This window comes from Rhizobium viscosum (genome assembly GCF_014873945.1).
Taxonomy (GTDB): Bacteria; Pseudomonadota; Alphaproteobacteria; order Rhizobiales; family Rhizobiaceae; genus Rhizobium; species Rhizobium viscosum.
In genome coordinates this window covers 104,611-116,701 of record NZ_JADBEC010000003.1, presented here as the reverse complement: position 1 = coordinate 116,701, position 12,091 = coordinate 104,611, and the positions used below count along the sequence as shown (strand labels likewise).

Sequence of the window (12,091 nt, the reverse complement as noted above, 5' to 3'; positions counted from 1 at the left end):
CAGAATGCACCAGCGACCGCCCTCGAGGCGGTCTTTTCATTTGGCGATCCGTCTCGCGGGGCAACCAGCCCTCGAAAGGATCAACCGATGAACAGGACCTATATCACCACTTCGATCCCCTATGTGAACGCCGCCCCGCATGTGGGCTTTGCGCTCGAGCTCGTGCAGGCCGATGCCTATGCGCGCCACTTCCGCCTGCTTGGCCGTGATGTGCGGTTTCAGTGCGGCACCGATGACAACAGCCTGAAGAATGTCCGCTCGGCGGAAGCCGCCGGCCTTCCCGTGGCGGATTTCGTCAATGCCAATGCCGACAGGTTCGAGCGGCTCGGCACGCGGCTCGATATTTCCAACGACGAATTCGTGCGTACCTCGCGCGACCCGAGGCATATCGCCTGCGTGCATGCCTTGTGGAATGCCTGTGCTGAGAATGGCGACCTCTATCGCAAAGCCTATGAAGGCCTCTATTGCGTCGGCTGCGAGCAGTTTTACGAGCCCTCCGACCTCGTCGACGGCCGCTGCCCGGAGCATGGCATCCCTCTCGAACTCGTCCGGGAAGAGAACTGGTTCTTCCGACTGTCCCGCTATGGCGACCGGCTGTTGCACCTTATCGAGAGCGACGAACTGAAGATCGCTCCGGCTCATCGGCGCAACGAGGTCCTGGCGCTGCTGCGGCGTGGCCTTGGGGATATCAGCGTCTCGCGCAGCGCTGAACGGGCGCGGGGGTGGGGTGTTCCCGTGCCTGAGAGCGATGAGGTCGTCTATGTCTGGTTCGATGCGCTGGCAAACTATCTGACCGGGCTCGGCTATGGCACCGGTGAGGAACTCTTCGATCGCTACTGGACTGTCAGCAGCGAGCGCATCCACGTCGTCGGCAAGGGCATCTCGAAATTCCATGCCATCTATTGGCCGGCGATCCTGCTCTCGGCAGGTCTGCCGCCGCCGTCGTCGCTCCTGGTACATGGCTATGTCACCGTCGACGGCAGAAAGATCGGCAAATCCGCCGGCAATGGCATCGACCCCAATAGCGTCGTCGATGCCTATGGTACGCCGGATGCACTGCGCTATTACCTGCTCCGGCATATCCGCTCGGGCGATGATGGCGACTTCTCGGCCGAGCGTCTGGAAGCCGTCTGGACAGGAGAGCTCGGCGGCCAACTCGGCAATCTCGCCAACCGGGTGCTGGCGCTCGTCTCTTCAGCTTTCGGAGGAGTCGTTCCGCCGTTGCAGGAGAGTGATTTCACGCAGGAGGCGGCGCGTCTTCCAGCGAAAGTAGCCGAGGCCTTCGATGCTTATGAGCTGCATGTCGGCCTTGCCGATATCTTCGCCTTTGTCGGCGATGCGAACCGGCGTTTTGCCAAACGCGCTCCATGGGCGGATGCGAAGGCGCTAGCCGGTGAGCTGACGCCCGCAGAGAGGCGGGCGACTGTTGATCGTCTTGGTGGTTGCCTCGCGGAGCAGATTTACGGGTTGGCGGTGATTGCGCGCTGCCTCCTGCCCTTCCTGCCCCGCTCGGCTGCGGTGCTGCATTCAAGGCTCGGGCTTGAGGTATCCGAAGCCTATGGGGCGCCGTTTGTCGTCGACGAGGTCAGAGCGGCTCCGGACGCCGTGCTCTTTCCGAGAAGGGTGGCGGCATAAAGGCTGCCCGTTCCGGCGTCACCACCCGGTGGCGCCCTCACCTCACCACATCGTCTTGGTAGCCCGCACCGGCCACTCGCGATCATAAGTCTCATGGTCGAAATCACCCGTCGCATCTTTCAGCATCTGGCCGGGCGTCGGCAGGCTGCCCGGGTCAACGAAATGCTCGGCATTCCAGAGTTCGGCGCGCATCACCGCACGCGCGCACTGGAAATAAACCTCGACGATGCTGATGACGACAACGGTGCGCGGATGTTTGCCGTCCATCTCGAAACTCTCAAGCAGCGCCTCGTCATTGGACACCACGCCGCGGCCGTTGATGCGCATTACAGTATTCGAGCCGGGAATGAGGAACATCAGCGACAGGCGTGGATCACGTACGATGTTGGAAAGCGAATCGACGCGGTTGTTGCCACGCCAGTCGGGAAGATGCAATGTCGTGTCGTCGATGATGCGCACCACGCCGCCGATATCGCCGCGCGGCGAACAGTCGAGCCCTTCCGGGCCGACGGTCGCAAGCGCCGTAAAGGGCGAGATCTCGATCATATGGCGGTAGAGCGGTGTCAGCCGTTTCGTCACCTTGTCGACGGATGCCTGCGACAGGCCCGCGCCATAGATTTCGTTGAGTTCTTCGATAGTGCTGATGATCTTCATCGCTACCCAGTCCTATTGACGACCGGCCGGACGCTACACCGATGCGCGGCGTGCCGGAAGCTCAAAAATCGGAATGATCTCAGCAGGTTTTTTGATATCTTCCTCAGCCAGAAACGCCGCGACTTTGCCAAGAACAGGGGCGGCCGAGATGATGCGCCGGTGGCCAAAACCGTTCGCCCAGGACAACCGCACCTGCCCGCCAGAGGCCGCATAACGCCGCGCATGGGCCGCGCTGACCTCCTTGTCGTCCTCGGCATGGATGACCAGCACCGGCTTGCCGATGCCTGCGGCGGTTTTTCCTGCGTCGAAATCCTCAAGTCTCCGACCGGTGATACGCTGCACGACATTCTCGAGCGCCGCCTGCGCAGACGGCTTCAGCCGCAGCATCCGGCCGAAATCGGTAAACAGCCATTGCATTTCGCTGGGCGAACCGATCAGCACCATGCGCTCGGCAGAAACGGGTTTTACGTCCGGCAGTATGGCGGAGGCGGAGACCATGAGCGCAGCGCCGCCGAAGGAATGGCCGATGACGGCATCGAAGCGGCCGAAACGCGCTTCCGCCGCCGCAATCGCCTTAACCGCCAATCCCATATGCAGGAAGCGTCCGCCAGCGCGACCGTGGCCGGGAAAATCGAGCCCGATCACTTCCGCGCCGGTATCGGCCAGCATCGTCACCAGATCGGCCATATAGGTCATGCCGGAGCCCCAGCCATGCGTGACGAGGTAACGCTTGCGCCGCCCGATTGCCCCGCCATTCAGCCGGTAGGCATGGGCGCGCCTGCCCTCGACCGGCAACAGGAAGCGTTCCGCGCCTGCAAGCCTGGCAACACCCGCCGCATGCGCCGCCTTTGCCTTCCCGCCCTTCGGCTTGACGGACGGCGTTCGACAGAACAGCCGGAAGGCCGCTTCGCCGGCAAGATGCGGGGAAACGGTTTGCATGAGCGAAAATCCGAGGCGCGTGACCTCCAGCACAAATTTTGCCATGATGGGAATCCGATAATGTTCAACACTGAACAATAAAGTACAACGATGAACAAAAATCAATCCCTACCCTGGGATCACCCGCGTTTTCGCAGCTGGATCGCGGTGGCTCGCGCCTGCCAGCTCATGCAACAGTCTCTGGCGCGCGCGCTATCCGATCTCGATATCAAGCCGCCGCATCTCGATATCCTCATCAATCTCTACCGCTTCGAAGGCATTTCGCAGCAGGAACTGGCGCGCAAGTTGCTCGTCGGCCGCTCCAATATGAGCATGCTCCTGCCGCAGATGGAAAAGCGCGGCCTGATCCTGCGCCGCGACGACGAGCGCGACAAGCGCGTGCTGCGCCTGCACCTGACATCAGAGGGCCGCAAGCTGACCGAAGAGGCCATGGCCATCCAGACCGGCCTCATCGAACGCACGCTGTCATCAGAGCCGATCGAGCAATGCATGGCAACCGCCGATTCGATGGAGCGCATCATCGGCGTGTTGCTGCAGGATCTGCGCGACGAGGACTAGCTAGTGCAGAGCCGGCCCAGCCGGCCCGCGCGTTAGCGATTTGTACTCCCAGGCCGCGACGATGATCAGCACCAACGCCGCCAGAATGCCCATCACATAGACCTGCATGAAGGGTGCCAGGAAAGCGCAGAGGATCAGGATCACGATGCCGGCGAGATGGGAGAGCGGCAGGCGGCCGCTGGTTGCTCCCTTGAACCAGAGATTGCCGATCAGGAAGAGGTCCGAGCCGCCGAGGACGGAGGCCGCGACCGCGAGATTGCCGGTCTCATGCGGATGTTCGAACATGAATTCCACCGCCACGGCATGCACGATGATGCCGGCCAGGATCGGTATATGCGCATAGGTGAAGGCCTGCCGCGCGAGGCTTCCGGGCGTATCCTCGTGCTCGATTCGATGCGCCGCCCGCTGATGGCCGAAGCGGAAATAGAGCCACCACATCGCGACCGTGCCGACAAAGCCGATCAGGAAGACCACACCGGTCATGACCGAGAATTCCATTTCAGAAAAGGTGCGGCCGGATACGAGGATCGCTTCGCCCAGGCAGATGATGATGAAGAGTGCACAACGCTCCGCCATATGGGCGCCAGAGACGTCCCACTCCTCCGTCCTGGATTTGCCGAGGCCGGGCACTGCAAAACCGAGAGCCGGCCCGGAATATTCGATAAGCAACGCGATCACCCAGCAGATCAGCCGTGCCTCATGCTCCAGAAAGCCGCCCGCGATCCAGAACACGCCGGCAACGGCAAAATAGGTGGTGATGCGCACGAAATTGATCGTTGCCGAACGGCCGGAAGCCCGCATCGCATAGGTGGTAAAGGCCGAGCGGCCGACCTGCATCAGCACATAGGCTGAGGCAAACAGCAGGCCCTTCTCGCCGAAGGCTTCGGGAATGGAAGCCGACAGCACGAGGCCGAGCAGCATCAGCGCGATCAGCATGGAGCGCACCGGCATGCGCTCCGGATCGAGCCAGTTCGTCGCCCAGGCGGTGAAGATCCACACCCACCAGACGGCAAACATCATCAGCGCCGCTTCGATAGCGCCGAGCGGCGTATAATGCGCAAAGAGTGCGTGGGAGAGCTGGGAGACGGAAAAGACGAAAACGAGATCGAAGAAGAGTTCCAGGAATGTGACCCTGCTGCCGGTATGCCCGTGGGCTCGCAGCCAGCTCTTGTTATGCGTTTGCGTCATGTGCCCCCCGGCAGCTGGTGAAATCCAAAGCAATTCCAGCTTTTACGTCCGGAACTGCGCAAAAGCTCTACCGCGGCCGTTCGGCCACCTCACGGCTCATCCCTTTTTCCTTCAGCTCTTCCTCATAGGCCGAGAAGAGCTCGAAGCCGCGTTCGCCGAGTTCGCGCAGATAGGTCCATGTGTAGATGCCGGTATCGTGCATGTCGTCGAAACCGATGCGCACGGCATAATTGCCGGTCGGTATGACGGAAATGATGGCGACGTTGCGCTTGCCCGGCACCGTGACCTTCTGACCCGGCCCATGCCCCTGCACCTCGGCCGAAGGAGACAGCACGCGCAGAAGCTCGGCCGAGAGATCGAAGCTCTGCCCGTCATTGAAGCTTACCGCCAGCCTCTGGCGGTCTTTCGAGACCCTGATTTCGGTCGGCCAGATATCGCTCATTCTTTTGTCCTCTTCTTCTGCGAGGAGTAGGCGCTGATCTTTTTCGGCGCAAGCTCAAATTCGCTTGATGCCGCGGCCTGTTTCCCTTGACGCCACAATAGCATATGCACACATAGGAACGAGTACGGAGACAGACGTGAACAGCAGTGTCGGAACGATTGGCAATGCCTCGCCGCTGGTGGCAGATGCAGCACCGATTATCGACCCTTTCGGTCGTGCGGTCACCTATCTGCGTGTCTCCGTCACCGACCGCTGTGACTTCCGCTGCACCTATTGCATGGCGGAAAACATGACCTTCCTGCCGAAGAAGGATCTGCTCACGCTGGAAGAGCTCGACCGGCTCTGTTCCGCCTTCATCGCCAAGGGCGTGCGCAAGATCCGCCTGACCGGCGGCGAGCCGCTGGTGCGCAAGAATATCATGCATCTGGTGCGCCAGCTCGGAAAGCAGATCGGCTCCGGCCTCGACGAACTGACGGTTACCACCAACGGCTCGCAGCTCGCCCGCCATGCCGAAGAGCTCTATGATTGCGGCGTGCGCCGGATCAATGTTTCGCTCGACACGCTCGATCCGGAAAAATTCCGCAGGATCACCCGCTGGGGCGATTTCGCCAAGGTGATGGAAGGCATCGATGCCGCCCAGAAGGCCGGCTTGAAGATCAAGCTCAATGCCGTGGCGCTGAAGGATTTCAACGAAGCGGAAATGCCCGACATGCTGCGCTTCGCGCATGGCCGCGGCATGGATTTGACCGTCATCGAAACCATGCCGATGGGCGAGATCGAGGAAGACCGTACCGACCAGTACCTGCCGCTCTCCCAGTTGCGCGCCGACCTGGCGCAACAGTTCACCTTCACCGATATCGATTACCAGACCGGCGGCCCTGCCCGCTATGTCCGGGTCGAGGAGACCGGCGGCCGCCTCGGCTTCATCACGCCGCTCACCCATAATTTCTGCGAGAGCTGCAACCGCGTGCGCCTCACCTGCACCGGCACGCTCTACATGTGCCTCGGCCAGAACGACGCCGCCGACCTGCGCGCCGCACTGCGCGCCACCGAAGACGACGGCCTGCTCCATGCGGCGATCGACGAGGCGATCACCCGCAAGCCCAAGGGCCACGACTTCATCATCGACCGCACCCACAAGCGTCCCGCCGTCGCCCGGCATATGAGTGTGACTGGGGGGTGAGATCCGGCGCTGCAAAGCAGCAGCAATCGATCCAGTGAATCGATTGCAGGATCGAACGCCCGAAGCCATGCGAAGGGCCGGCAGGTGCGGCATGGCGCCCTCCCTTCAGTCATCGAGCATCTGATCTTGCGGTGAGCCGCAAGGCACGCTCATATGCCATGACTGTGTGAACATGGAATCGCCGAATGCCCACTGACACCGGCCCAAAACGTTATCCCGAAATGCAGGGCAAGATTGCCCTCGTCACCGGCGGATCGTCCGGCATCGGCCTTGCAACGGCGCAAGCCTTCGCCCGCGAAGGCGCAACGCTCGTCATCGCCAGTCGCAACCAAAAACGGGCGAAACAGGCGCTTGCGAGCCTGCCGGATGGCGGTGCCAGCTGGGTTGAATGCGACGTGGCCGATGGCAAGTCCGTAGAAAGGCTGATCTCCGGCATCGTCAAGCAACATGGCCGCATCGATTACGCCTTCAACAATGCGGGTAGCGGCGGGCGCATGGTGCCGGTTGTCAGTATGAGCGAAGATGCCTGGCGCAAGTCCATCGATGGCCACCTTACCTCGGTCTTCCTCTGCATGCGCCATCAGCTGCCCGTCATGATGAGGCAGGGAGGCGGCGTCATCGTCAACAATTCCTCGGTTGATGGCCTGCGCGGCTATCCCTTCCCCGTCGGTGCGGCCTATGCTGCCGCCAAACATGGCGTAATTGGCCTGACGAAGAGTGCTGCCCTCGAACATGCCCGCGATGGCATCCGCATCACCGCAATCTGCCCCGGCTGGGTCAACACGCCACCCGTCGAAGGTTTCATGAAGAAGAGCCCTGAACACGCCAAAGCCATCATCGCTCAGACACCGATCGGCCGAATCGCCACGCCGCAGGAGATTGCCGATGGCGTGCTATGGCTTTGTTCGGATGCCGCTTCCTTCATGCTGGGAAGCCCGCTGGTGCTGGATGGCGGCTATATGAGTTGAGATACGGTGTTTCGCCGCACCGCGGAATGGCATCATCGATACTCCCCGCGGTTTCCGTTGCGAGATGGAGCATGAATGACTGACGGCAACGACATCCCGACGACGGAGCTGCGCCGCACCGACAGGCTGCTGCTCCGCCCACCGACGATGGAAGATCTTCAATTTCTGACGGAGCTGTTTGCAAGGCCTGAACTGGTCGCGCACCGGCCCGTGCCTCGGCCGGACAGCCCCGAAGAAAGCGCTGCACGACTGGCGAAGGACATGGCGCATTGGCAACAACACAGTTTTGGCCGCTTTGCAGTCATCGCCAATGGTGAGTTGATCGGCTTTGGCGGGGTGACCGTGTCGAACGAGTTCGAAGGTCTCAACCTCTCCTATCATCTCGATCCCCGAAGCTGGGGTCACGGTTACGCCACCGAACTCGTTCGAGGCATACTGACTTTTGCCTTCGAAGAGCTGGGGGCCCGCCGGATTATCGGGCTGGTGCGCCCGGCCAATCCCGCCTCCCGCCGCGTTCTTGAAAAATGCGGCTTCGGCTTCGAAGGCCAGGTCATGCTCCACGGTGCGCCGACGAACCTCTACAGCCTTCTATCCTGAAACTCTGGAAGAGCCCTCACCGCCTGACATTGCCTTACTCGAGGATTGGCACATGCGGCGCCGCTGACCGCGGCAAAACTCCGGTCAACCGCGGATCATCCGTGACCTCGATCATGAAGGCATAGGGCCTGAAGCCGGACCGCCGATAAAACGGCAGCGCGTTCGGGTGGTCGAAATGGCAGGTGTGGACCCAGAGCCGCTCGATCGGATGCGCCCAGGCGATGGACAAAGCATGATTCATCAGATAGCGCCCCGCCCCTGTTCCGATGGCGCTTTTTCCGACCCCGAAGAAGACCAGTTCACATTGGCCGGGCTGCCGGAAATCAAGTTCCAACATTCCGGCTTGCCGGCCATCCGAGAGCAGCACGTAGATTTCCACCAACGGGTCGCCGATGGTGGCTTTCAGCGCCTCATCAGCCATGACCAGCCGGGAAACCCAAAGCCAGTCCTCGCCGATCGCCCGGAAAAGCTGCCGATATGTCTGCAGATCGGGCGTCCGCATCCTTTCCAGGGAAAGCCCGGCGCTATTGCTGGCCTCCCTTAGTTGCGGCCTGCTGGTCATTTCCAGGCAGGTGACGGCATTTGCAAGCTTGCCCCTGGGAACCGGCGAATATCCCATGGGCAGTTCGGGGTTCGACTGATTTGATTTCTCCGCAGTGCTCATAGCTCGTCAATCCGTTGCGTGTCGTTCCAGAATCTCCAATGGAGATCAGGATTCGGCCAGAGCCTCAACCCACTTTGCCGCGGTTGATAACCAGCACAAAAAGAGCCCCGCCGAAGCGGGGCCAGGTCTTCTGATGTCGGATTGTTATCAGTGCCAGGTCTGGTTGTCGTACCAGGTATCGATGTCGCGCCGGATGCGGTCCTTTTCGTAACCGTAGCGCTCTTGCAGCTTGCCTTCGAGCTGTTCGCGGCGGCCGTTGATCTGGTCGAGGTCGTCATCAGTGAGCCTGCCCCACTGTTCCCTAACCTTGCCCTTCATCTGCTTCCAATTGCCTTCAACACGGTTCCAATCCATCACGGTCATCTCCTTCGTTGGACATGATCGGGAAACGACTGGACTACCTAATTGTTCAAAAGAAAAACCCGCGATCCCGGAGCTTTCCTGGTCAGAATGATTCAACCTGACCAGGAAAGTCTCTCAAACCGCGGGCTCTCTCAATTTCATCCTTTGTAGGCCGGCTTAAGCCGCCCGACCGCTCCAGCGGCCGTCTGCGCGGCCATAGCCATGCACTTCGCCTTCCTCGCCGGTACGGAAGCGATTGACCTTGTCCGAGAGCATGTCGACGCGCTGGCGCAAGCCCTGGATTTCGGCATTGTTCTCTTCCACCATCGCCGCATTCTGCTGGGTGATGAGCTCCACGTCATGCACCGCCTTGCTGACTTCGTGCAGACCGGTCGACTGTTCGCCGGTGGCCGCCGAGATCTCGGCAACGAGACGCTGCACCCCGCCGACACGGCTGATGATTTCGGCGAGCGCCTTGCCGGTTTCCTCAACGAGCTCTACGCCGCCCTGCACCTGGTCGGAGCTCGCCGAGATCAGCTCCTTGATCTCGCGGGCGGCCTTGGCGCAGCGCTGCGCCAGTTCGCGCACTTCCTGCGCCACCACGGCAAAGCCACGGCCCGCCTCGCCGGCCCGCGCGGCTTCCACGCCGGCATTCAGCGCCAGGAGGTTGGTCTGAAAGGCGATCTCATCGATCACGCCGATGATGGTGGCGATCTTCTCGGACGACCGGTTGATTTCGCCCATCGCATCGACGGCCTTGGCGACGACTTCGCCGGAGCGGGTTGCGAAAATCTGCGTCTCGTTGACCGATTTCGCCGTCTGCTTGGCGCGGTCAGCGGTGGAGCGCACGACGTCGCTCAAGTGCCGCAGCGCCCGTGAGCTTTCCTCGAGTGCGGCGGCCTGCTGTTCCGTGCGGCGCGCAAGATCGTCGGCCGAGGACGCCAGATTGCCGGTGCCGCCCTTGATCTCGACAGTGGCGCCACGCACATCGGCCAGTGTCTGGCGGAGCGCCTCGACGGCATGATTGTATGTATCGGCCATGTCGACGAAATCGCTGGCGAGATCGCGGCGCATGCCGATTTCCAGATTTCCCTGTGCCAACTGCTGCAGCACATCGGAGAGCGCATTCAGCGCCTGCTTCTGTTCGGCCTCGATGCGGGCGCGCTCGGCGGCGCGGCGGCTCGCCTCGTCGGCAGAGAGCGCACGGGCACTTTCGGCCTCCTTCTCAAGACGAACGTTTTCGACCGCAGCATCACGGAAGACGGCGACCGAGCGAACCATGTCGCCGATCTCGTCGCCGCGGTTGCGGCCTTCGATGGCAACTTCGAGATCGCCGTTTGCAAGCCGGGTCATGACGTCGGAGACGCGCTTCAGCGGGCCGCGCAGCGTCTCGACCAGCATCAGGCCGCCGATGATGGCAAGCAGCGTGCCGAGGATCATCGCAAAGACCGAAACATTGGCCGAACGCTCGCTGTCCTCCTTGCCGAGCTCCTGCGCCTGGCTGACGAACTGGCGAAGCGAGGCCATGGCGCCGGAGAGGATTTCGGAAGACTGCTGGCGCGCCGCCTTCCAGTCAGCCGCCGCCTTCAGCATGTCGGCGGATGCTGCGGTCAGCGAGGCGGCAGCCGGGGCAATCTTGTCTGCGAAAGCCTTCATGACGGCATCATTGGCGCCGAGCGCGGAAATTTTCCCGGCGATTTCGGTCAGCACCTTGAGATCGGCAAGAACCACGTCGCGCGCGGCGGCATCGCGCGCGCTCAGCATCTGGCTCACATGTACCTGCAGCCGGTCGGCGCTGTCGCGCACCTGATCGACCGAGGTCAGAAGCTCGCGCTGTTCGGCAATGCTCTTGTCGAGGCTGACGAAACGGGCAGATGCCGTGTCGCTGTTCTTGGCCGACTGCAGCGTCATCTGGCCCTCGGTATTGACGAAACCGGTGAGCAGCGGCGCCATGCCGGAGGCCTTCTCATCCGGTGTGCCGTTGCCCTTCAAGAGCGCATCGAGCTTGCCGGCTGTGTCGGCGACCTGCGCGATCAGCGGCTGGCCATCCTTGGAGACCATGGCCCTGGCGATATCGAGTTGTTTCAGGATCTCGGCAATATGCTGTTGGGCGGCCTCGATCTGCTCCTCGGGCGTAAAGCCCATCTGGATGTCGACGCGCATCGCGCCCATGATATCGGTCAGCGACTTGAAGGCAGCGGAATTGTAGAGAAGCGCCTTGGCGAAGACTTCCTTGTCGGTGAAATCCTTGCGCACCAGATCGGTCTGGCCACCGGCTTCATCCGCAGCAGCCGAAATCGCCTGTACCGTCTTGTTAATGGCCGCGACGCTTGCATCTTCGCTCTGGCGCAGACCCCACAGCGTCTCCTGCTGCTTGCGCATGGCGGAGGCAAGGCCGCTGACTTCGGTGATTTGTTTGCGCTGATCGTCGGTCTTCAGCAGACCATTGAGGCGCAGGACGCCACTCTCCTGTGCATCGATCGCCTTGCCGAAACCGGCCTTGCTCGCGTCCGACGGGTCGGAGACGAATTCCTGCAGCGCCGCCTGGAGGTTTTCGAAATCGGAAATGTTTTCGATCGTCGCGCGCGTTACCGTCATGTGGCCGTTCAAAATATTGGCCGTGTGGTAGCCAAGGATGCCGACACCGGCGATCAGCACCACGAGCGGGATGACGAACAGCAGGACCTTGGTGACGATACGACGGCTTTGCAAAAGTCGGTCGATGAAGTGCATGGGGAGCGGCGCCTTGAAACTGATGGTACCGTCCACTCCGCAATCATTCCGGATGGTTCGGCGGCCTCCTCCATCATGAAGAGTGGCCTGCATATTTCGCTGAATCGGTTGATACAACCTTAATCCGCAACCGGAAGATTTGGGAATTATCCTTATATTTCTAATATTTGCCGCAGCTGCACAAGGAT

The 12,091-nt window shown here is 61.4% G+C and carries 12 protein-coding genes; 5 read left to right on the top strand and 7 right to left on the bottom strand.

The window, feature by feature from the left end:
• Nucleotides 1–87: 87 nt before the first annotated feature.
• Nucleotides 88–1,635 (top strand): methionine--tRNA ligase, encoded by a 1,548-nt coding sequence (gene metG / locus H4W29_RS32605; RefSeq protein WP_192732993.1) that lies wholly within the window; start codon nt 88–90, stop codon nt 1,633–1,635.
• A 42-nt stretch (nt 1,636–1,677) separates the two neighbouring features.
• Here the strand turns inward: metG and H4W29_RS32600 are convergent, their stop codons facing one another.
• Nucleotides 1,678–2,289 carry a pyridoxamine 5'-phosphate oxidase family protein gene (locus tag H4W29_RS32600; RefSeq protein WP_192732992.1) on the bottom strand — a complete coding sequence of 204 codons (612 nt, stop codon included), beginning with the start codon at nt 2,287–2,289 and terminating at the stop codon, nt 1,678–1,680.
• 33 nt (nt 2,290–2,322) lie between these two features.
• On the bottom strand, nt 2,323–3,273 hold the full coding sequence (locus H4W29_RS32595) for an alpha/beta hydrolase (RefSeq protein ID WP_192732991.1): 951 nt from the start codon (nt 3,271–3,273) through the stop codon (nt 2,323–2,325).
• Between the two features lie 45 nt (nt 3,274–3,318).
• On the opposite strand from H4W29_RS32595, the gene H4W29_RS32590 reads away from it, so the two are divergent.
• Nucleotides 3,319–3,786 (top strand): MarR family winged helix-turn-helix transcriptional regulator, encoded by a 468-nt coding sequence (locus H4W29_RS32590; RefSeq protein WP_192732990.1) that lies wholly within the window; start codon nt 3,319–3,321, stop codon nt 3,784–3,786.
• Here H4W29_RS32590 and H4W29_RS32585 read toward each other — a convergent pair whose 3' ends face one another.
• Entirely contained in the window at nt 3,787–4,974 is a 1,188-nt protein-coding gene (locus H4W29_RS32585) for a low temperature requirement protein A (RefSeq protein WP_192732989.1), read from the bottom strand.
• A gap of 67 nt (nt 4,975–5,041) precedes the next feature.
• The gene (locus H4W29_RS32580) at nt 5,042–5,416 is read right to left on the bottom strand and encodes a gamma-butyrobetaine hydroxylase family protein (protein ID WP_192732988.1); all 375 of its coding nucleotides are present in this window, start codon (nt 5,414–5,416) and stop codon (nt 5,042–5,044) included.
• Between the two features lie 136 nt (nt 5,417–5,552).
• On the opposite strand from H4W29_RS32580, the gene moaA reads away from it, so the two are divergent.
• The 3 genes from moaA to H4W29_RS32565 all read left to right on the top strand — a co-directional run bounded on the left by moaA (nt 5,553) and on the right by H4W29_RS32565 (nt 8,164).
• Nucleotides 5,553–6,599, top strand: a complete 1,047-nt coding sequence (gene moaA, locus H4W29_RS32575; RefSeq protein ID WP_192732987.1) for a GTP 3',8-cyclase MoaA — start codon at nt 5,553–5,555, stop codon at nt 6,597–6,599.
• 185 nt (nt 6,600–6,784) lie between these two features.
• Nucleotides 6,785–7,567 (top strand): SDR family NAD(P)-dependent oxidoreductase, encoded by a 783-nt coding sequence (locus tag H4W29_RS32570; RefSeq protein WP_210332486.1) that lies wholly within the window; start codon nt 6,785–6,787, stop codon nt 7,565–7,567.
• 75 nt (nt 7,568–7,642) lie between these two features.
• A complete protein-coding gene (locus H4W29_RS32565; protein ID WP_192732986.1) occupies nt 7,643–8,164 on the top strand; it encodes a GNAT family N-acetyltransferase in 522 nt (173 codons plus the stop codon).
• A 34-nt stretch (nt 8,165–8,198) separates the two neighbouring features.
• Here H4W29_RS32565 and H4W29_RS32560 read toward each other — a convergent pair whose 3' ends face one another.
• From H4W29_RS32560 to H4W29_RS32550, 3 genes are all read right to left on the bottom strand, one after another.
• Nucleotides 8,199–8,828: a GNAT family N-acetyltransferase gene (locus H4W29_RS32560; RefSeq protein WP_192732985.1), complete on the bottom strand. Its 630-nt coding sequence runs from the start codon at nt 8,826–8,828 to the stop codon at nt 8,199–8,201.
• A 147-nt stretch (nt 8,829–8,975) separates the two neighbouring features.
• Nucleotides 8,976–9,182 carry a CsbD family protein gene (locus H4W29_RS32555; RefSeq protein ID WP_183747558.1) on the bottom strand — a complete coding sequence of 69 codons (207 nt, stop codon included), beginning with the start codon at nt 9,180–9,182 and terminating at the stop codon, nt 8,976–8,978.
• A gap of 165 nt (nt 9,183–9,347) precedes the next feature.
• Nucleotides 9,348–11,903, bottom strand: a complete 2,556-nt coding sequence (locus tag H4W29_RS32550) for a methyl-accepting chemotaxis protein (RefSeq protein WP_192733271.1) — start codon at nt 11,901–11,903, stop codon at nt 9,348–9,350.
• Nucleotides 11,904–12,091: the final 188 nt, after the last annotated feature.